Below are 21,467 nucleotides of genomic sequence, written 5' to 3'. Positions count from 1 at the left end.
TCAATATACGAGTCTTACGTTGTCAATCCACAGGGTGTTGCCAGGTGTGCCGATGAATGCACCGCCATGTGATGAGGAGAACTGTATCATAAGATGAGTGGGAGTCTCGCCCGGAGCTGCCCATCCGGTCTCTTTGACCGGCACGTTCTCGCCTTTACTGTTGCGGGCGTAGTCAATGGAGCGAAGGCCCATCATTGTGGCATCATATTTGGGAGAACCTGTGATGTCGCCATAAAGGATGTCGTAGGTTGCGTTGTCGACCCATGCAGGCGTGGTCTTTGAGTATTTTACCACGAGTGTGCCTACGCGCCGGGCTGTGATGTTGCCGGCAGAGTCCTCGGTGCGCTTTTGGAGTATGAGTAGAGCGACACCGTAGTCAGGACCCGGTACGGAAGTCTTGTGGCTGAATCCTGTCTGTTTGATGCGGTTTGCTGTCCCCGGGGTATAGAATTTGTAGTCGAATCGTAATGCTTTTGGCCGTTGGGTGAACGGTATCCCCCAGTTGAGGCTTCTTGGGCCGTCTTTTGTGCCTGTTATAGGCTCTTTCATGTCGCCGAGGAATATCGATCCGGCGGCGAGGACATTTATGTTGACGAGTCCGAGCACTTTGAGTGACTCGATGTGTGTGGTCATTTTTACGCAACGTCCACCCTTATGATTGTCGGGATACACGCAGCAGTTGGTTTTTACCACACCTGCTACTTTTGCCATTACGTTGGATGTGCCCCATGGTGAGCCTCCGAGATTGTGGTAGGGGTGATTGCCATTGACCACAGAGTCCATTCCTATCTCATAGAGGGTCTTTTCTTTGCCCCCTATGACGGCTGACTCCTTGATGTGACGGATGGTCCAGTGCTCCATGTTGCCGTAGCGAATGGGCACTACTTTTTCGCTTGCTGCTGTGAATGCTATCAGGCTTGCCAGTGAGGAGAGTATGTGTCTTTTTATCTTAAACATTGGTGATGTAAATCCGGAAAACAGCTGCAAAATTAAAGAAAAATATGTTTACTGTGTCTTTGTTATGGCTTGTAAATTGGTGGATTGTTCCACAATGGATACGAATGGAGACATTTTGCCTAATTTATTGGTCAAAAATGGAAAGAATGTGTATGGTAGAGTAGGTCATACACTCATTGTCGGCTGTGATTTTTGTTAACGGTTGAAAAAATGTACCTTTGTGTCAAAAAAAGTAGTGATAATGTGCACTGACGTTCAATATGTGGCTGAGTTTGTATCGCCGTCGCTATGTTTCGGACCGGTGAGGCTGGAAGGAGCCGAGGGGTTGGGTATAGCAGCTGGGCTGACAGCGGTGGTCGGTCCTAATGGAGCAGGAAAGACTACTCTTGGATATGTTATAGAATCTGGTCGGTGGGGCTTCGGCAACCGTATCAGGTTCATGCGTGAAGGCATGGCAGTGAAGGTGATCTCTTTCACGGACATACACTCATTTACAGGTGTGGATGTGCTGAGATATGACCAGCGTTTGGAGTCGAGCGAGAATGATTATGTCCCTTCGGTGGGAGAGATATTCGGCACGGCGATGGAGAGTGGATTGTGGCGGGAGATGTGCGGAAAGTTCTCTCTCAATGATGTCGAATGCAAAAAAATCAATTACCTGTCGAGCGGAGAGTTGAGGAAACTCCTTATTATCAATGCTCTGCTTACAGCTCCTGATATACTTGTGATTGACAATCCTTTTATCGGGCTGGATGCCGGGTCGCGTACGGAGCTCAGGGATGCCTTGATGTCGCTTCGTGACAGAGGCTTGCATATAGTGTTGCTGCTTAGTGATGCCGGGGAGGTGCCTGATGGGGCGGATGCTATGCTGACGTTGGAAGGGTGCCGTTTCACAGGTATGGTGACAGGGAGCACTGATGTCAGACGCCGGGTATGTGAGATCGCTGACGCGGATGAATCGGGGTGCTGTTGCCTGGCTCCGGTGATATTGCCTGATGCTCCCGGTGATGTGCCTGAACATGAGATGGCTTTCAGTATACATGGCGGTAAAGCTGCATATGGTGGTCGTGACGTGTTCTCTGGTATTGACTGGGAGGTGCGTCGCGGGGAGCGGTGGATGCTGACTGGCCCTAACGGATCAGGCAAGTCGCTGCTGCTTAGCATGGTGTGCGGAGATAATCCTCAGGCGTATGCCAATGACATAGTGATATTTGACCATAAGCGAGGGTCGGGTGAGTCGATATGGGATATAAAGAACAATATCGGGTATGTGTGCCCTGAGATGCAGTTGTATTTCCGCAGCAAGCTTGCTGTGAGGGGTATCGTGGCAGAAGGTATGCGCCCTGTGCTTGAGCGTTTCAGAAAATATTCTCCAGAGGAGCTTGCCATGGCGGATGCCTGGCTCGATTGCCTTGGGATATCCGGGTTGGCTGACAGGGATTTCTCTACCTTGTCGTCAGGAGAGCAGAAAGTGGTGCTTCTTGCCCGGGCATTTGCGCGTCAGCCCGCTCTTCTTGTGCTTGACGAGCCGTTCCAGGGACTTGATGTTGTCAATAAGGAACGTATGCGCAGGGTGATTGATGCTCTTGTTGGGAGCAGAGGTGCTTCATTGATATTTGTCACTCATTATCCGGAGGAGCTTCCCTCGTGTGTTAATATGAGCAAGAGATTGTGTTAATAAGCTGATATAAGTGACATATAAGGGTATAAAAATAAGAAGAAACTTATATATTAAGTGGTTAAGTTAGCGAAATTATACGTAACTTTGCATGCGCAAATTCCGCCTGAGCTCTTGTCGAGAAGCAGCGGGGTTGCTCGTATTTGGCGTGTCATGCGCCGGTCATGCACTGTGTGATCTGATGTATGGGCATTGACCACGAACAATTAAACTTCAATAAGCGTACATATATATTATGGCAAAGAAAGCATTGTTAATTATCCTGGATGGATGGGGTATCGGCAATCACTCCAAGAGTGATGCGATCTATTCCACTCCTACTCCCTATTGGGACTATCTGTTGAAAACTTACCCCCACAGCGAATTGCAGGCTTCGGGCGAGAACGTCGGTCTGCCTGACGGCCAGATGGGCAATTCGGAGGTGGGCCACCTCAATATCGGTGCGGGCCGAGTGGTGTATCAGGACCTCGTGAAGATCAATAAGGCTTGTGCCGACGGGTCGATACTTAAGAATCCTGAGGTAGTGAGCGCGTTCTCATATGCGCGTGACCATGATAAGGCTATCCATTTTATGGGTCTCACCAGCGACGGCGGTGTGCACTCTTCGCTCGATCATCTATATGCCCTTTGTGACATAGCCAAGGAGTATGGGCTGAAGAAGGTATATATCCATTGCTTTATGGATGGCCGTGACACTGATCCCCGCAGCGGCAAGGGCTTTATCGAGGCTTTGCAGGCTCATTGTGCAGGTAGCGCAGGTGAGGTTGCTTCGATCATAGGCCGCTATTATGCCATGGACCGCGACAAGCGTTGGGAGCGAGTGAAAGTGGCTTACGATCTTCTCGTCAATGGAGAAGGGAAGCAGGTCACCGATATGGTTCAGGCTGTTCAGGAGAGCTATGATGAGGGAGTCACCGACGAGTTCATCAAGCCTATCTGCAATTCGGCGGTCGACGGCACCATAAAGGAAGGTGACGCTGTGATATTCTTCAACTATCGCAATGACCGCGCAAAGGAACTTACAATCGCTCTGACCCAGCACGATATCCCCGAGGCAGGAATGACTGTAGTACCCGGTCTGCAATACTATTGCATGACCCCCTATGATGCCTCTTTCACAGGTGTGCATATCCTTTTCCCGAAAGAGAATGTCGGAAACACTCTCGGAGAATATATCTCAGCCAATGGGCTCAAGCAGCTTCATATTGCGGAGACAGAGAAGTATGCTCATGTGACATTCTTCTTCAATGGCGGTCGCGAGGCCCCCTATGAGGGTGAGGAGCGTATCCTGGTGGCTTCCCCCAAGGTTGCCACTTACGATCTGAAGCCTGAGATGAGTGCCTATGAGGTGAAGGATAAACTTGTGGAAGCTATCAAGGAAGAGAAGTACGACTTCATAGTAGTGAACTATGCCAACGGTGACATGGTGGGACATACCGGTGTGTACGACGCTATCTGCAAGGCTGTAAAGGCTGTGGATGAGTGTGTGCATGACACTGTTGAGGCTGCGAAGACTGCCGGATATGAGGCTATAATCATTGCTGACCATGGCAATGCCGACAACGCTGTGAATGGTGACGGCACTCCCAACACCGCACATTCCCTTAATCCCGTGCCTTGCGTTTATGTATCGGACGATAAGAATGCCAAGGTCGAGAACGGACGCCTTGCCGATGTGGCTCCGACCATTCTTGAGATCATGGGATTGCCACAGCCTGAGGAGATGACAGGTCATGCTCTTATCAAGGGCTGATGCTCTGATATTTTAGAGATCATAAATAATAAGAACATCGACAACCGTTCGTGTATGAATGGTTGTCGATATTCTTTTATGGTTGATGCTGTGGAAGTGTGGGAGAATGGTGCCTCCGTTATTGTTTTGTCGTCAGGTAACGTGCGAGAGCTTCCGTGGCAGGTAATGTATACGGAGTGCCGTCGGGGTGAGCGTAGACTACGCTTTCACCAAGGGCGGCTTTGCGGCGCAGGGTCTTTTCTACAGAAATCTCAAGAGCCTGCTGTATGTTGTCTATGAATGCTTTATGTTCTTTAGCTGTCATTGGTTCATTATCTTTTCGAGTGAGAGTAGGTCGAATGTTTCCTGATTGGTTGCTATTATACGTTGTTTGATATTACTGTTGTCAATTAATATCCATGTATCCACTATAGGCATGTATATTGAGCGGAGGTTTTCGATGCCGTTGCGGTATCTTCTCCTGATCACATCGGTGGGGATGTGATGTCCGCCCTCGCTGACGCGCTTCGCCACACGCTGTATCGCCTGTTCCGGTGATGACAGCCAGAAGAATATCAGCACTATGCTGTAGCCGAGCTGCCGGGCTTTCTTTATGAGCATAGTGTAGCTCTTTGTGGCGAGAGTGGTCTCCACGGCAAATGTCTCGTTGGCATCCAGCAAGGCTTCTATACGTTGGAGCATCAGTTTGCCTGCGAGGATTGCCATCTGTTCGGGCCGGAAAGGGGACAGTCCCCGGGCTATCTCATCGGCATTGACAAATTCCCGGCATTGGAGTATGTCAGGGAGCATGCTGTACGATGCAGTGGTCTTTCCGGCACCGTTGCATCCTGCTATTATATATAGACGCGGCTGCATGGTCTGTGTATGTTACGGTTGTTAACAACAGCCATAGCTATTTAAATTGCAAAGATAGATATTGCTTTATTATTATACAATATTTATTAGTTAAATGTTCTGTCTTTAGAGTCAACAGCAGGTTTGCAGTTTCAACCGGCAAGTAGTACAAAAATAGCGATTTGAGTAACTTTGTTATTTATTGTGGGTTAAATAAGTGATGGTTTCAATTAAGTCATGTGTAATGTGTGCTTGTATATCCCAATCTCTTGATAAGAGATTGGGATGATGTTGAATTAGTTGGAATACAATTGCTTGAGTCTTTTGTTTGTGTTTTTTTGCCAAACAATTGTGAATTTTAACGTATAATTTGAAAAGCAATTTACCTGTTAAACAAAAATTAAAAATATTTAAAAGTATTTGCTGTTAAGTGGTTTTTTCTATATCTTTGTGCGATTTTAATTCGTCGCATCTCTTATCAAGAGACTTGTAAGTATGCGAGACCACCTTAAACTCTATACCGACTCAAAAAGCTAATCCTGAAAAGGCACAGCACACTTTATATACATCTATTATATAATAATAGTTCGGTAAAATTTGCATATTCAATTGAATATCAATAAGATGCAACAACAATTCAATATCAATGCAAACTATTGTGTATCAGTGCGATACAGCTATGCCTGCTCAAAAATTACCGAACTGTTGATATAATGTAACTAATACATACTCTGTAACTGCTACACTAACTCTCTTCATACACGAGAACATTTTGCATGAAACAATTCTTATTTATCAATTAACCAATTTACATGAAAGACTTAAACTCAGGCTGTAGCCCAAGGCTACGGCAGATTTCCTTTGCTATGCACTGGAAAGCAATGCTCCTTCTGCTGGTGCTCTGCGTCGGTCTGCCCGCACGCGCACAGAACATCACGGTCAACGGCGTTGTCGAGGACAGCGCGGGAGAACCTATGATCGGCGCGACAGTGCTTGTCGACGGTTCAAAGGACGGTGTCGCCACCGACTTCGATGGCAAGTTCACAATCAAATGCTCCCCCAAGGCAAGGCTTCAGGTATCCTACATCGGTTACAAGACCCAGACCATAGATGTCAACGGCCAGACCGAAATCAAGGTGGTGCTTCTTGAGGACTCCGAGGCTCTTGAAGAGGTTGTCGTCATCGGTTACGGAGGCACCCGTGCCCGCCGCGACCTCACCGGTTCTGTGGGCTCTGTGTCAGGCGTCAAGCTTGCCGCTGTGCCGGTGACCTCGGCTGCTGTCGCCCTCCAGGGCAAGGTAGCAGGCGTGCAGGTCACCACGGTTGACGGTCAACCCGGAGCCGACATCAACATCCGTGTGCGTGGAGCTACGTCGGTTACCCAGTCCAACGACCCTCTTTATATCGTCGACGGATTCCAGACCGACAACATAAACGATATCCCTCCCTCTGATATTCAGTCGATTGACATCCTCAAGGATGCCTCCCTGACCGCTATCTACGGAGCCAAGGGCGGCAACGGCGTAGTCATAGTCACCACCAAGAGTGCTGCCGAGGGCAAGACCCAGGTTAACTTCAACGCCCAGGGGTCTATCAGCCATATCTCCAAGAAAATGGATCTGATGGGTGCCTACGATTTCGTGAATTATCAGTGGGACTATGCTACCGGACACTCCACACGTAACTCTCAGACACGCAAGTTCCGTTATAATTTCGGTAACCCTCAGGATATGGACCTCTATCGCCAGGCTCCGAGCCATGACTGGCAGGATGAGGTGATGGGTAATAATCCGTTCTCCTATTCCACCAACCTTTCGATCGGTGGCGGTAACGATAAGACACGTTACAATATCTCTATCACTCAGAGCGATGACCGCGGTGTGATCATGGGATCGGGAGTTCGCCGCACCAATATACATACCAAACTTCAGACCAAGATCCTCCCTAATCTTACTCTCCAGTACAACCCCAAGATGTCATATCGCCGTGACGAAGGTGCCGGTGGTGACAATATCGGTTCTGGAGGTATCATCGACGTGCTCCGCTACCGTCCCACAAACGGTATCCGTGAGTTCGGTGCGTTCTGGGATGAAAACACTGTTGACCCTGACCAGGAGGCTATCTTCCAGTACACCAATCCTGTTGCCGATATTCAGACCAATGTGCGCAAGAAGCATGCCTACACATTTGTCAATCAGGCTGCTTTGGAGTGGAAGCCCATCAGCGGTCTTAATCTCCGCACCGAGGGTGTGTACTCTATACAGTTCAAGGATGACAAGAGATTCTGGGGCCGTCTTACCTCGGAGGGCAAGAAGTATAATTCCAAGCCCGTAGCCCAGATAGAAAAATTGCAGACCAACTCATATACCTGGACCACAACTGCATCCTATGACTGGACCCTTAATGATAAGCACAACTTCTATGCTCTTGCCGGTTTCGAGCTTTATCACAAGCAGACCGAAAAGACCACACAGAAGAACCGTTATTTCCCTGACAATATCACTGCCGACAAGGCCCTTGACAACATGAGTCTCGGTACACCTTACCAGTCATCGTCAGAGAGAGGTACCGCTATCCGCACTACTTCTTACTTCGGACAGCTCAACTATAATTTCGATCACAAGTATCTCCTGTCAGCTACATTCCGTGCCGACGGCTCTTCGATGTTTGCTCATGGTCACCAGTGGGGCTACTTCCCCTCAGTGTCAGCTGCATGGGTGCTCTCGGAGGAGAACTTCCTGAAGGATGCTGAATGGCTCAACGAGCTTAAGTTCCGTGCCGCCATCGGTAAGGCTGGTAACAATAATATCGATGCCGACATGTGGCGTTATCTCTACACCACCAAGACCGAAGGCGGACCTGCATTCGGTGAGGTGACCCCTGACGGTGAACTTTGGTATGGTCCTGCCGATTATCTTCCTAATCCTGAGCTTAAGTGGGAGACAACCCTCACCCGCAACTTCGCGTTCGATATAGCTCTCTTCAACAACCGTCTGCGTATAACTCCCGAGTACTATTGGAACACCACTTCCGACCTTATATATAAAGCCGATATCCTTTCGACAGTAGGTTACCAGTGGCAGTACCGTAATATCGGTCAGGTGACCAACCGCGGCTTTGAGCTTTCTGTCAACGGTGACATCCTCCGTGGCAAGGACTATGTGCTCTCTGCCAACTTCAATCTTGGTGCCAACAAGATGAAGGTCGATAAGCTCAACGGCGATGCCATGTATCTTTACGACACTCACAAACGCTCGAAAGACGGCGGCTATAACTATCGTCTCGAAGTGGGTGGCGAGGTCGGACTCATCTACGGTTTCCAGTATGACGGACTTTATTCGGTAGACGAATTCAACTATAATGTGGCAAACTCGAAATATGAGCCCAAGCTTGATGAGAACGGCAAGCAGATCCCTGTTAATATGGACAATATATTCAAGGATTCACAGTCAGGCAAGGCTACACTTCCAGGCAAGCCCAAGTTCAAGGATCAGAACGGCGACGGTATTATCGACGATGATGACCGCGTAGTGATAGGCCGTACAACCCCCAAGCTACAGGGTGGCTTCGGACTTTCAGGTCAGTACAAGAATTTTGACTTTACTGCCAACTTCACTTACTTCCTTGATTTCGATGTGTACAATGCCACTTCAATGTACCTGTCGTCATCGATTGACAATGAGAACAAGTTCTACAACGTGCTTGGCAAGTACACCGACCGCTGGCGTTATGCCGACGGAGCAGAGTGCTACTACGGCAACTACTGGATACTTGGAGCACATGAGCATTACCTCGCGATGAACGAGGGTCAGACTAACTGGAATCCTATGGACTGGAATAAGGATATCACTGCAAGCTGCTTCGTAGAGGACGGCTCGTTCATGCGCTGCACCGATATCACCTTAGGCTATACCATGCCACAGAATCTGATCAATAAAGCCGGCATGAGCAAATGTCGTTTCTATGCATCGGTGACCAACCCCTTCATCATAACCAATTATTCCGGTTTTGACCCTGAGGTTGACATACAGAGCGGACTCACCCCCTCTTTCGACATGAACCGCTATCCGCGTTCACGCAGCTATGTGCTCGGTATCAATCTCTCTTTCTAACCAACCCTAAATAATACCATATTATTCCCAAACGAATAACAATGAAACTTCACAATATACTTTTAGCCGGTCTCGCGAGTATATCGCTCGCATCCTGCTCCGACTATCTGGATGTAGACGCCCCCTCCAAGCTTCCGCCCGAGTATGTCTACACCGACAAGATGGAGATGAACCGTGCCCTCAACGGTGTTTATGCTGCACTTTTGAGCGGCAATACCTATGGTTCTGCGTTCCTTGAAAAGTTCTGTTATAACACAGATGTCGAGTTTAAGATATATGAAAATGAGTTCGCACTCCCATCGGCATATCAGCGTTTCGAATGTGATGCCGATGCAAGCGATATCAAGAAGGCATGGGATGCCTTGTACCAGGGTGTGGAGCGTGCCAATATGCTCGACTATGGAATACAGCATTCCGATATATATGACGAGAACGATAAGGAACTCATGCAGATGCTTGGTGAGGTGAAGGTGCTCCGTGCCATCTTCTATCATGATCTCATCTGGTACTGGGGTGATGTGCCCTATTCACTCCTGCCATCCTATGTGGTTGACAACCCTGTTTATGATGTGGCAGAGCGTCACAAGATTCTTGATGACCTGATCGAGGATCTCAAGGGTATCGCTCCCAAAATGTCTCTTTCGTCGGACAACTCTTTCAGCGACCGTGCCGAGCGTATCAGCAAGGATATGTGCTGGGCTATGATAGCACGTCTGTCAATGACAGCCGGCGGATGGTACCTGAAGCCTGACGGTAATTCGTATGGCAAAATGGACCGTTTGTCCAACTGGAAGGATTATTACAAGACCGCCGCAGAGTATTGCGACTCGGTAGTTGAGCGCACCAACCACTCTCTATCCAAGGACTACCATCAGGTGTTTGTCGACCAGTGCCAGCTTTCGGCAAGCGCGACCAACGATGATGTGATCTTCGAGATCCCCTTCGGCAAGGAGTCGACAGGCAGCATCGGCTACATACATGGCCCCAAGATGGACAATGCCCAGGGTGCCACACCTCATGCCTGGGGCAAGGCCTCGGGTTCGGCCCAGCTCAACGCTCTCTATCGTCTTTTCTTCAAGGAAGGTGATGTGCGCCGTGACTATGTGAACCAGTGGTTCAGCTACAACCAGCTCGGTGAGGCAAAGTTCAATAACGGCAGAACTTTCTACAACGGCAAGTGGTCGAAACTATGGAATGCATCCGGTCTCGGTGCCACAACCGAGGGCAACACCGGTATCAATTTCCCTTACATGCGTTATGCCGATGTGCTCCTTATGTCAGCCGAGGCTGAGTTGGGGTATACAGGAAATGTTACCGACAAGGCAAAGCAGCGTGTGGAGATGGTGCGTGCACGTGCTTATCGCGGCTCAGATCTGAGTGCTACCGTAACAGAGACCTCTCCCGAGGATTTCCTTAAGGCTGTGCTCGACGAACGTCGTCTGGAGTTTGCCGGAGAGAATATGCGCTGGCGTGACCTTGTGCGCAACAATCTCCTCGGACAGAGCACTTACTGGACATTCCTCCGCTATTTCAATGCTGCCGAGTCCAACGGTCAGTATGCCGACTATGTCGGTACTTATGACTTCAATGATCCGGACGCATATTCCAAGAAACTTGTGTATGCGATATATTATCAGGACAATATCCCCAACCGTGCGCCTGATGCAGCTTTCCCCAACTTCCCTACCGCCAAGGCTTTCCCCAATCAGTCAGGCAATATGAATGTGGTGTATATCGTAAATCCTTATTCTCAGCCTTCAGAGTGGAATAACGGCAAGCCCCAGGACCTGAAGCCAAACAACAAGGACAAGGTGGCACGTGCTGATTTCATGAACTGGTTTGACAGTGATCTCGGATGTCCTACCGTTCACTTCTGCTATTCTCTACGCGGTTACATCTATTATGATCCCCGCACTTCCTCAATCCTCATCAACCGTGACGGAAACTATGAGACAGCTCCTGAGCCCTCATCCTTCCCATCCATCGATGAGCTTCCCCCCGTGCGTTACATTCTGCCTTTCCCGCGTTCGATCATCACCTATTCGCAGGGTAAGTATGTCAACCAGTACGGATACAAGTAAACACCCCATCTAATCAAATTCAGTCAAATCTACAATGAAAAAAATATTTCTATATTCACTGACTGCAATCCTCGCCCTCGGTACCGTTTCCTGTAAGGACGATGAGGTGATGGGTGTGGTCAATCCCGCTGAAGAGTTTGACCGCATGCCCATGACTATGTTCCGCCTTAACGAGAACACTGACAAGGGCGACAACGATCCGTTCGGAATGCGTGTCATCACAGAGGAGAAGAACACAGCCATGCTCGTGTGGTATGGCGTAAAGGGTTGCGCCGGATACGAGATCAAATATGGTCTTTCCTCCGGTCTCACCTCCGGTCTTGCAGAGGACTGGGATAATCCTGACAATCTCACCGACCGTGTTATCATAGAGGATCCCGAGCAGCTCTCGCTGAGGATACCTGACCTTGAGTACGGAGAGGCTTATCGCTTTGCTATCCGAGTGCTCAATCCCGATGGCATCGAAGAGCACCACTCCAAATGGTATGGCTACGGTAATGGACGTGAATGGGCGGAGCAGGCCGGACTGACCATGGAGCCTCGTTATGACACTCCTGAGCTTGTGTCTATCCAGGATGTTGCCGCTGACTGCTCTTATTTCACAGTCAAGGTCAACATCAATGCCGCTGATGCTATCTATGAGGCTGTAAAGGGTGAGAAACCCAGTGATCAGCCTAAGAAGTCAGATGCTTTATGGAATACATATAAAGAGTATTTCGACCGCATACAGGACGGCAATCAGGATGACCGTACAAAGGCTCTTTTCAAGGTGACAAAACTCACTGTGAAGCCAGCCAAGGATAATCCTGAAGCTACTATCGACGGTAAATGGAGCAATTACGCCATCCAGCAGTCGGACTTTACTGACGGTATTGCCACTTACAAGGTGACAGGACTTATGCCTAATGCGAAATATGTGGTAGAGGTGCTTGACGATAATCCCGATAAGGCATATGTGGACCAGCGTTACAATTCGATCCTCAAGCCTGTCTACGGCACTCCCGGTGATCCTATTGTCATCGAGCATAAGGTGATTCCTAACGACCGTATTCCAGGTGCAGTGGAATTCAATGCGTCTCCTCTTGACACCATTATCGGCAACTTCGGTTCTGACACCAATCTTGCAGAGGGACAGGTGTTCTATCTTGAAGGCGGTAAGGCTTATTATTTCTACAGTAATCCGGTTCTTGCCAAGGGCTTCACTCTTGAGACCAAGCCTGAGGATGTGGCGCAGGGCAAGCGTGCCATTGTGTATCTCGGTGGTATGGGTAACAGACTTGATGAGTATGGCAATGAGACAGCCGACCTCGGTACCTGCAACTTTATGTTCGGCCGCCAGAAGGCAGGCGGTGAGCCTGACTGTCTCATAGAGGTAGGAGATCTCATATTCAGGAATATTGACTTCGACTGCCCCAAAGCTCTCAACTATGGCCATCAGCAGGAAGGAGAAGGTTCTGCCACCGGCAACTATTTCGCCAATATGTACAGTAACGGCATGAAGGTGCGTATCAAATCGCTCCAGGTGCTCAACTGTTCGTTCCAGCGCATGGTGCGTGGATTTATCCGTGTTCAGGGAACCAAGCAGAAGGTGTTTGATAAGATGCTTATCAAGGGCAATATGTTCTACAATTGCGGCTACTACGACAATAATGGTCGCGGATATGCCTGGATTGCCGGTGACGGTGCGAGCACTATCTCAAATATCTATACCGATTTTGAGTTCAGCAACAACACTATGTATGACTGTCCTCGTACATGTCTCATCAATGATAATGACAAGAACATTGAGTACACCAATGAGGTGAAGTGGAACATACGTGTCAACAACAACACATTCATCAATTATTCAACCCGCACCAAGGACCGTACCATATTCCAGATACGTTACCTGCCAGGGGATTCTCACCTTGAGTTCTGCAATAATCTTCTTGTTGTCACCAAGGCTGACAATGACAAGCGTGCGGTATATCAGGCCGGTTCTGATATTCGAGAGATAAAGGGCTCAGGCAGCATGACATATCTTGTTAAGGACAATTATATTGCAGGCAGCAAGACCCTTTCAGACGACAAATTCTTCGAGAGCTACCGTTTCTCGTTGAATAAGAATTCGTTCGGTGCTTTCCCGCAGTTCAATCAGGGTACAAAGGATGATCTTGAGGTAAAGACCGGTACTCCTGCTCTCAAGGCAACAGAGCTCTTCAATAGCCCGAATCCTCCTTACACAGAGCATAACACATCCAAGTCTAACCATCGTGACCATGAGGCCCCTGCCGACATCTGGAATGCTCTCAAGTATAAGCAGGACCCAGCTATCCAGGGTCATGATATAGTGACAAAGCGTATCGGGGACCCACGTTGGAACACTGCTGATCCGATGCACTATTACGACAATCTCTAAGCCTTTGCATCCTGTCCGAAGCAGGACAGACATGCACCCATAAATATCGCCTCCCTGCCGAGCCTGCCACGCAGCTCCCGGGGAGGCGATTGCTTTAACTAACTTTCGAGGAATTCAATATGTTATAAAATCAGAAGCCATTAAAATATCGATTGAAAAAATTTGATAATAGAACAAAATATCATAACTTTGCAATCAGACATAAAATATCAGTATGGAAACGACAAACATAATCCACATTAAAAATCCCTCTCCTGAGTTGGTCGCTTTCATCGAAAAGGCTCAGGATCGCAAACGCGCACGTATGCAACAGCTCCGTGAAAAATATAGTAAGGATAGCGGAGCTCGCAGGCTATGAGGAACATCGAAAGACTTATACCCGATAACGAGGGCAATCACTTAGTGGTAGCCCTCGATTTCTATGATGAAGAATACAAAATTAAGACCTTATGTTTGCCGGAAGAGTTTTCTGAAAATCAGGCGCAAGGGCTTTTTATCGGAGTAAACATGCTCCAATGATTCATCTTATTGCAGCCCAGCTAAGAGATAAGTGATATGTTTAGGATGTGTCATAGTGAATATTATCGGTATAGTTGTCATTACTTGTTGGTTAACATAAAATAACTACGTATTTTGTTAAAAATGCGTACCTTTGTAGTCCAAATGCGAAATTCTGACTACAAAATGAAATATACCATGAAGAAAATCTGTATGATGCTTGCGGGGCTTTTCCTGAGTTGGGGGAGTGTGGCCGCCATCACTCCTGACGAGGCTTGGCGTGATGTGTACCCGCAGATTGAGAAGTCCATCAGTCAGCCTGAGTTCCGAGCCAAGGATTATAAGATCTTTGATTACGGAAAGAAGTCCAAGACTAAAGGTTTCCTTTACACCGAGCTTATCAATAAGGTGATTGATGTATGTTCCCGGGAAGGGGGCGGCAGGGTAGTGGTGCCCAAAGGCACATGGCTCACCGGTCCTATTACCATAAAGGACAATGTGAATCTTCATCTTGAGGAGGGTGCCACTCTTCTTTTCACCACCGATACCACTCAGTATCCTGTAGTGAGGACTCGTTGGGAGGGCATGGATTGCTATAATTATCAGCCTTTGATTTATGCGATAGGTGCCAAGAATATAGCCCTGACCGGTAAAGGCACTGTTGACGGAGCTGCCGACAATTCCAACTGGTGGGGTATGAGTTCGAAACGTGGGCATGATTATACAGGTCCCGGCACTGTCGCCACCCAGAAGATAGGCCGACCGCTGCTTCAGGAGTGGAATGAGAACGGAGTCCCTGTCGAGAAGCGTCAGATGGGCCCGGGTTATGGAATGCGTCCACAGCTTGTCAATTTCGTGGAGTGCAAGAACGTGCTTATCGAGGATGTCACGCTGTTGCGTTCTCCGTTCTGGGTGATTCATCCGCTTTTCTGTGAGAATCTCACTGTGCGCGGCGTGCATATACAGAACGAAGGTCCCAATGGCGACGGATGCGATCCTGAGAGCTGTAAGAACGTGCTTATCGAGGACTGTTTCTTCGATACAGGTGACGATTGCATTGCCATAAAGAGCGGTCGTAACCGCGACGGTATAGAGGCGGCTACACCTACCGAGAATGTGATAGTGCGTAATTGCCGTATGAAGAACGGTCACGGTGGCATAGTCGTGGGTTCGGAGATATCGGGTGGATTCTCGAATCTCTTTGCCGAGAACTGTGTGATGGATTCGCCCGATCTCGACAGGGTGGTGCGCATCAAGACCAACTCTTGTCGCGGAGGTGTGATCGAGAACATATTCTGCCGCAACATAGAGGTGGGACAGTGCAACGAAGCTGTGCTTAAGATCAATCTCATCTATGAGCGTAAAGAGGCATGTGACCACAGTTTCCCGCCGGTAGTGCAGGATGTGTATCTGGAGAATATCTCGTGCAAGGAGAGTAAATACGGTATTGTCATCGAGGGCTATGAGGACCTTTGCAACATCCGCAATATAGAGGTCAAGAACTGCAAGTGGGATGGCGTGAAGAATGGCGGAAACTCTATAAACGGTCTCACCAAGAATGTCCGCATCGCCAACACGTATATCAACGGCAAACTTGTCACCGAGAATGAGCCCCTTTCGCAGCGTATGGCTCTCTCGGAGATGAAGCGTTGTCCGGAAAGCTGGATGCTTGATTATCACAGGGGGCCGAAATGGACCTATTCGATAGGCACAGAGCTCGACGCTATACTAAATGTGGCTGACAGATATAAGGATGGCGATATGGCAGCCTATGTGCTCAGTTATGTGGACACTCTCGTTAACAGTGACGGTTCCATAAAGGGATACAAGATGGAGTCGTACAATATCGATAATATCAAGGACGGAACATTGCTGCTACAGGCTTACGACCGCACAGGTGAAGAGCGTTATCTCACAGCCGCTCACACTTTGTGGAAGCAGCTTGCATCCCATCCGCGCACAAGCGAGGGTGGATATTGGCATAAGAAGATCTATCCGCATCAGATGTGGCTCGACGGACTGTTCATGGCAGAGCCGTTCAGTGCGAAATATGTCAACCGATTCCTCTCCGGGAAGGATAAGGATGAGGCATGGGACCATATAGCAGACCAGTTTATCCTCGTTGCCAAGCGCACATATGATCCCAAGACAGGCCTTTACCGCCATGCCTGGGATGAGAGCAAGGAGCAGCGTTGGGCCGACAAGCAGACCGGGCAGGCTCCTCATGCATGGGGACGTGCCATGGGCTGGACATTCATGGCTCTTCTTGATGTTCTTGAAGAGATGCCGGCCGACCATCCCAAACGCCCTGAACTTGTGAGGATATTCAAGTCGTTTGCCGATGGTGCAGTGAAGACTCAGGACACAAGGAGCGGAGTGTGGTATCAGGTGCTTGACCAGCCGGGAAGAGATGGTAATTACCTTGAGGGCACAGCCAGCTCGATGTTTGTCTACGGACTGTTGCGCGGAGTGCGTATGGGTGTGCTCGACAAGAGCTATCTTAATGCCGCGCTCACAGGCTGGAACGGACTTCTAAAGAATCTTGTGCGTTTCGATAAGGATGGCTCGATGTCGCTGACCAACTGTTGTGCCGTAGCCGGGCTTGGAGGAGACAAGAAATATCGTGACGGCTCGTTTGAGTATTATATCTCAGAACCTATACGCGATAATGACGCCAAGGGCGTGGGCCCGTTCATAAATGCTTGCCTTGAGATGGAAAGGCTGTAAGCATTTTGTAATCCTAAAGTACTTGATTGAAATATAAAGCCAGGATAACAGTCCGGTATCTGACACTTGTCGATATGGGCGTTGTCCTGGCTTTTTTTGCTGCTAAATTTTTTTAACTCCGTAAAGGCGGATTTTGTAGAAAAAATTTATTAATTTTGGGCTGAATTTTACACTTTCGTAAGCGGGTGGTCCCGCTTTGTGCTATTTTACCTTAAACGACCAATAATGAAACTACCTTATCGACTTACGCTTTTCAGTCTCGTTGCCACATGTGTAATGTCCGCAATGGCAGATGAATATGTCTCGGAAGTCTGGAGCCCCGATCTCGGCAACGGAAAATACATTAATCCCATCATAGATGCTGACTATTCCGATCCGGATGTCGTACGTGTGGGAGATGACTATTATATGACAGCATCCAGCTTCTCCGATATCCCTGGGCTCCCCGTGCTCCATTCCAAGGATCTTGTCAACTGGACTATCATCGGCCATGCTATCGCCGAGATGCCTGATTATGCCAAGTTCAAGACCCCTAACCACGGCAATGCCGTGTGGGCACCTTCTATACGCTATCATAACGGCGAGTTCTTCATCTACTATGGTGATCCGGATCTGGGTATATTCATGACCAAGACAAAGAATCCTGCCGGACCATGGGAGCCTCTCACATTGGTGCACAAGGCTAAGGGTATTATTGACTGCTGTCCGTTCTGGGATGAGGACGGCAAGGCTTATCTGCCTCACGGTTATGCCGGCAGCCGCGCCGGAGTCAAGAGCATCATAGGCATGATAGAGATGACTCCCGACGGAAAGTCGACCATAGGTCAGGATCGCATAATATATGACGGTCATCTTGACAATGAGACCATCGAGGGTGCAAAGATGTACAAGCGTGGTGACTGGTATTATATATTCTCACCCGCAGGAGGTGTTCCTACCGGATGGCAGGAGGTGTTGCGCTCCAAGAATCCCTGGGGACCGTACGAGACCCGCAATGTGCTTGAGCAGGGCGACACCGACATAAACGGTCCTCATCAGGGAGCCTGGATCGATACCCCTGACGGAAAGGAGGACTGGTTCATACATTTTCAGGACAAGGGTCCTTACGGCCGTGTGGTGAATCTTGAGCCTATGAAGTGGCTTGAGAACGGATGGCCGGTGATAGGTGTTGACCCCGACGGTGATGAGCGCGGCGTGCCGGTGCGCACATACAAGAAACCTAATGTTGGTAAGACATATCCCAGGCAGACCCCACAGGACAGCGATGAGTTCGACTCTATAGAGCTCGGCAAGCAGTGGCAGTGGAAGGACAATCCGAGTGCGTTGTGGTACTATTGCGATGCAGCAGCATCCAAGCTACGCCTTTTCTCCAATGCACTGCCTGAAAATGCCAAGACCATCTATGACCTGCCCAATCTGCTGCTTCAGAAATTTCCTGCACGCAATTTCACAGCCACAGCCAAGGTGCAGTTCTTCCCCGAAAGAAAGATGGCAAGCTCATGGAGGGTGAACGCGCGGGCATCGTGGTGATGGGATATAATTTCGGGACCCTTTCGCTCATGAGCCGCAAGGATGGCATCTATCTTGTGCAGACAGAATGCTACAAAGCCAACAAAGGAGGTGAGGAGTCAGAGGTTGAGGCTGTAAAGGTCGACGACGGCAAAGAGATGTATCTGCGCATGCGACTTGATTACACCGGACCTAAAGTCCCCAAACAGAAGCCCGATTACACTGCCGAGGCCACATTCTACTATAGTTTCGACGGCAAGAAGTACACTAAGATTGGTAATCCTGTCAAGGTGGACGTAGGTCATTGGATAGGGGCGAAGTTCGGAATGTACTGTTCGCGTTCATGGTCCAGCAATGACAGCGGATGGCTCGATATCGACTGGTTCCGTGTTACTAAGAAATAATCTGAGAAGTATAGATTTATGATCATGAAAATAAAATTATTCTCGCTTCTTGCGGTCATACTTGCAGGGTGCTTCACCGCCAACGCGGCAGACGACAAATGGAAGCATGATATATATGTCAATCAGGATGGTACAGGTGACTACACCACCATTACCGATGCGCTCGAAGGGGTGAGGGCATATATGGAATACACTGTCACAGTGCATATAGCCAACGGTGTGTATAAAGAGAAGATTGTAATCCCTTCGTGGCTTAAGAATGTGGTGTTCGAAGGTGAGAGTGCCGACGGTGTGGTGATCACAAATGACCATCACGCTAATATCGACAAGATGGGCACATTCCGTACTTACACTGTCAAGGTGGACGGATCGGACATAACTTTCCGAAATCTTACCATAGAGAACAATGCTCCGCAGCTCGGACAGGCTGTGGCATTGCACACCGAGGGAGACCGTCTGCATTTTGAGAACTGCCGTCTGCTTGGCAATCAGGACACCCTTTTTACCGGAGGCAAAAATGCCCGGCTCTATTTCGGAAATTGCTATATAGAGGGCACAACCGACTTTATTTTCGGTCCGGCCACCGCTTTCTTCAGTAAATGTCAGATACACTCTAAGCGTAACAGCTACATCACTGCGGCATCGACACCCGAGGATGTGGAAGTGGGATATGTGTTTGACAGTTGCAAGCTCACGTCGGAACCTGATGTGACCAAGGTCTATCTCGGTCGTCCATGGCGTCCGTATGCCCACACTGTGTTCATTAATTGCGATATGGGCAAACACATACTCCCGATAGGGTGGCACAACTGGGGCAAGGAGTCAAATGAAAAGACATCACGTTACGGAGAATATGGATCGAAAGGACCCGGCGCACAGGGTGAGCGTGCGGCTTGGGCAAAGAATCCCGATTCTGCGGAGGTAAAGGCTCTGCTTGACCTGAATAAAGTGTTCTCCAATACCACAACCTGGAATCCGTTAGAAAAATAGTAACTTAATCAACAAATATCCATACCTATAAAATGAAAGCTTTAAACAAATTGACCGCCCCAAAGGCAGTCGCTCCCGAGAGAATCATTCAGTTTGGCGAAGGCAACTTCCTGCGTGCATTTGTTGACTGGATTGTGAAAAACATGAACGACAAGACTGACTTCAACTCGTCAGTAGTAATCGTTCAGGGTACTCCCGATGCTTTCGTGATGCAGCTTCTTCAGGGTCAGGACTTCCTCTACCATGTCAATCTCCAGGGTCGTCTCGATGGCGAGGCTGTCAATTCGTTGGACCGTATCGACGTCATCAGCCGTGGTATCAGCCCCTTCACTCAGACTGACGCGTTCCTGGCTCTTGCCGACCAGCCTGAGATGCGCTTTGTGATATCCAATACCACCGAGGCAGGCATCGCTTACGATGACACCTGCAAACTCTCTGACCGTCCCGCATCATCATATCCCGGCAAGCTTACCCAGCTTCTCTATCGCCGTTACAAGACATTCAATGGAGCTGCCGACAAGGGCTTTATAATCATGCCTTGCGAGCTGATATTCGAGAACGGACATCACCTCAAAGATATCATCAACAAGTATATCGAGCTTTGGACGGATGATTTCGGTGCTGACTATGAGGGATTCAAGAACTGGTTCAATACCTACAATTATGTGTGTGCCACACTTGTTGACCGTATCGTTCCCGGATTCCCCCGCAAGGAGATCAACGAGATACAGGAGAAGCTCGGCTACAAGGATAATGTGGTAGTACAGGGTGAGGCATTCCACCTTTGGGTAATAGAGCGAGCCTCCAACATCTCACTCGAACAGCTTCGTGCAGAGTTCCCTGCTGATCGTGCCGGACTCCAGGTGCTCATCACCGATTCAGAGGCTCCTTATCACGAACGTAAGGTGACCCTTCTCAACGGTCCTCACACAGTGCTGTCACCTGTCGCTTACCTTAGCGGTGTAAATATCGTACGTGATGCCTGCAACCATCCTGTGATCGGCAAATACATCCACAAGGTACAGTTTGACGAGCTGATGCAGACCCTTAATCTCCCCATGGACGAACTTCAGAAGTTCGGCAGCGATGTGCTTGAGCGTTTCAACAATCCTTATGTTGACCATCAGGTTACTTCTATCATGCTCAATGCATTCCCCAAGTTCCAGACCCGCGACCTTCCCGGACTGAAGGTTTATCTTGAGCGTAAGGGTGAGCTTCCCAAGGGCATAGTGCTCGGCCTTGCAGCTCTCATTACCTATTATAAGGGTGGCAAGCGTGAGGACGGAGCTGAAATCGCACCTAAGGACGATCAGCGTATCATGGACCTGCTCACCGAGCTTTGGGCTACCGGCGACACCCGCAAGGTTGCCGAGGGAGTGCTTGCAGCCAAGGATCTTATCTGGGGTGAGGAGCATGGCGACCTCAACACAGTGCCCGGTCTCACAGATCTCGTTACAGAGTATCTTGACAAGATTCAGGCTAACGGTATGCTTGAGACCGTCAAGGAAGTCGTTGAAGCATAATTA

The 21,467-nt window shown here is 49.0% G+C and carries 12 protein-coding genes and 1 pseudogene; 10 read left to right on the top strand and 3 right to left on the bottom strand.

The window, feature by feature from the left end; genetic code table 11:
• Window positions 1–957 (bottom strand): PCMD domain-containing protein, encoded by a 957-nt coding sequence (locus EZ315_RS04045; RefSeq protein WP_170957453.1) that lies wholly within the window; start codon window positions 955–957, stop codon window positions 1–3.
• Between the two features lie 220 nt (window positions 958–1,177).
• On the opposite strand from EZ315_RS04045, the gene EZ315_RS04040 reads away from it, so the two are divergent.
• Both EZ315_RS04040 and gpmI read left to right on the top strand, forming a co-directional pair.
• Entirely contained in the window at window positions 1,178–2,635 is a 1,458-nt protein-coding gene (locus EZ315_RS04040; protein ID WP_135470830.1) for an ATP-binding cassette domain-containing protein, read from the top strand.
• Between the two features lie 235 nt (window positions 2,636–2,870).
• Window positions 2,871–4,388 carry a 2,3-bisphosphoglycerate-independent phosphoglycerate mutase gene (gene gpmI / locus EZ315_RS04035; protein WP_135470828.1) on the top strand — a complete coding sequence of 506 codons (1,518 nt, stop codon included), beginning with the start codon at window positions 2,871–2,873 and terminating at the stop codon, window positions 4,386–4,388.
• A gap of 118 nt (window positions 4,389–4,506) precedes the next feature.
• On the opposite strand, the gene EZ315_RS04030 is transcribed toward gpmI, so the two are convergent.
• Both EZ315_RS04030 and EZ315_RS04025 read right to left on the bottom strand, forming a co-directional pair.
• Window positions 4,507–4,692 carry a hypothetical protein gene (locus tag EZ315_RS04030; protein WP_135470826.1) on the bottom strand — a complete coding sequence of 62 codons (186 nt, stop codon included), beginning with the start codon at window positions 4,690–4,692 and terminating at the stop codon, window positions 4,507–4,509.
• Complete coding sequence (locus EZ315_RS04025; RefSeq protein WP_135470824.1) at window positions 4,689–5,243, bottom strand: zeta toxin family protein; 555 nt, start codon at window positions 5,241–5,243, stop codon at window positions 4,689–4,691. Before EZ315_RS04025 ends, EZ315_RS04030 begins: the two co-directional genes overlap by 4 nt.
• Before the next feature lie 845 nt (window positions 5,244–6,088).
• On the opposite strand from EZ315_RS04025, the gene EZ315_RS04020 reads away from it, so the two are divergent.
• From EZ315_RS04020 to EZ315_RS03990, 8 genes and pseudogenes are all read left to right on the top strand, one after another.
• Window positions 6,089–9,334 carry a SusC/RagA family TonB-linked outer membrane protein gene (locus tag EZ315_RS04020; protein WP_135471901.1) on the top strand — a complete coding sequence of 1,082 codons (3,246 nt, stop codon included), beginning with the start codon at window positions 6,089–6,091 and terminating at the stop codon, window positions 9,332–9,334.
• Between the two features lie 41 nt (window positions 9,335–9,375).
• Complete coding sequence (locus tag EZ315_RS04015; RefSeq protein WP_135470822.1) at window positions 9,376–11,415, top strand: RagB/SusD family nutrient uptake outer membrane protein; 2,040 nt, start codon at window positions 9,376–9,378, stop codon at window positions 11,413–11,415.
• Window positions 11,416–11,449: 34 nt separating this feature from the next.
• Window positions 11,450–13,813, top strand: coding sequence for a hypothetical protein (locus tag EZ315_RS04010; protein ID WP_135470820.1), 2,364 nt, complete (start codon window positions 11,450–11,452; stop codon window positions 13,811–13,813).
• A gap of 214 nt (window positions 13,814–14,027) precedes the next feature.
• Window positions 14,028–14,171, top strand: coding sequence for a hypothetical protein (locus EZ315_RS16310; RefSeq protein WP_170957452.1), 144 nt, complete (start codon window positions 14,028–14,030; stop codon window positions 14,169–14,171).
• A 338-nt stretch (window positions 14,172–14,509) separates the two neighbouring features.
• Window positions 14,510–17,038 (top strand): glycoside hydrolase family 88 protein, encoded by a 2,529-nt coding sequence (locus EZ315_RS04005; RefSeq protein ID WP_135470819.1) that lies wholly within the window; start codon window positions 14,510–14,512, stop codon window positions 17,036–17,038.
• A 225-nt stretch (window positions 17,039–17,263) separates the two neighbouring features.
• Window positions 17,264–18,951, top strand: a pseudogene (locus tag EZ315_RS04000) (glycoside hydrolase family 43 protein).
• 18 nt (window positions 18,952–18,969) lie between these two features.
• A complete protein-coding gene (locus tag EZ315_RS03995) occupies window positions 18,970–19,941 on the top strand; it encodes a pectinesterase family protein (protein WP_135470817.1) in 972 nt (323 codons plus the stop codon).
• Between the two features lie 32 nt (window positions 19,942–19,973).
• Window positions 19,974–21,464: a tagaturonate reductase gene (locus EZ315_RS03990; protein ID WP_135470815.1), complete on the top strand. Its 1,491-nt coding sequence runs from the start codon at window positions 19,974–19,976 to the stop codon at window positions 21,462–21,464.
• The last annotated feature ends 3 nt before the right edge of the window (window positions 21,465–21,467 follow it).

The sequence above is a fragment of the Duncaniella freteri genome (genome assembly GCF_004766125.1).
Taxonomy (GTDB): Bacteria; Bacteroidota; Bacteroidia; order Bacteroidales; family Muribaculaceae; genus Duncaniella; species Duncaniella freteri.
Note: the sequence above shows the minus strand (reverse complement) of the source record. Positions and strands in the feature narration are given on the sequence as shown.

Coding starts and splice junctions, on each gene's coding strand:
- EZ315_RS04045 (WP_170957453.1), bottom strand. CDS start 957: ATGTTTAAGATAAAAAGACACATACTCTCCTCACTGGCAAGCCTGATA.
- gpmI (WP_135470828.1), top strand. CDS start 2,871: ATGGCAAAGAAAGCATTGTTAATTATCCTGGATGGATGGGGTATCGGC.
- EZ315_RS04030 (WP_135470826.1), bottom strand. CDS start 4,692: ATGACAGCTAAAGAACATAAAGCATTCATAGACAACATACAGCAGGCT.
- EZ315_RS04025 (WP_135470824.1), bottom strand. CDS start 5,243: ATGCAGCCGCGTCTATATATAATAGCAGGATGCAACGGTGCCGGAAAG.
- EZ315_RS04020 (WP_135471901.1), top strand. CDS start 6,089: ATGCACTGGAAAGCAATGCTCCTTCTGCTGGTGCTCTGCGTCGGTCTG.
- EZ315_RS04015 (WP_135470822.1), top strand. CDS start 9,376: ATGAAACTTCACAATATACTTTTAGCCGGTCTCGCGAGTATATCGCTC.
- EZ315_RS04010 (WP_135470820.1), top strand. CDS start 11,450: ATGAAAAAAATATTTCTATATTCACTGACTGCAATCCTCGCCCTCGGT.
- EZ315_RS16310 (WP_170957452.1), top strand. CDS start 14,028: ATGGAAACGACAAACATAATCCACATTAAAAATCCCTCTCCTGAGTTG.
- EZ315_RS04005 (WP_135470819.1), top strand. CDS start 14,510: ATGAAGAAAATCTGTATGATGCTTGCGGGGCTTTTCCTGAGTTGGGGG.
- EZ315_RS03995 (WP_135470817.1), top strand. CDS start 18,970: ATGATCATGAAAATAAAATTATTCTCGCTTCTTGCGGTCATACTTGCA.
- EZ315_RS03990 (WP_135470815.1), top strand. CDS start 19,974: ATGAAAGCTTTAAACAAATTGACCGCCCCAAAGGCAGTCGCTCCCGAG.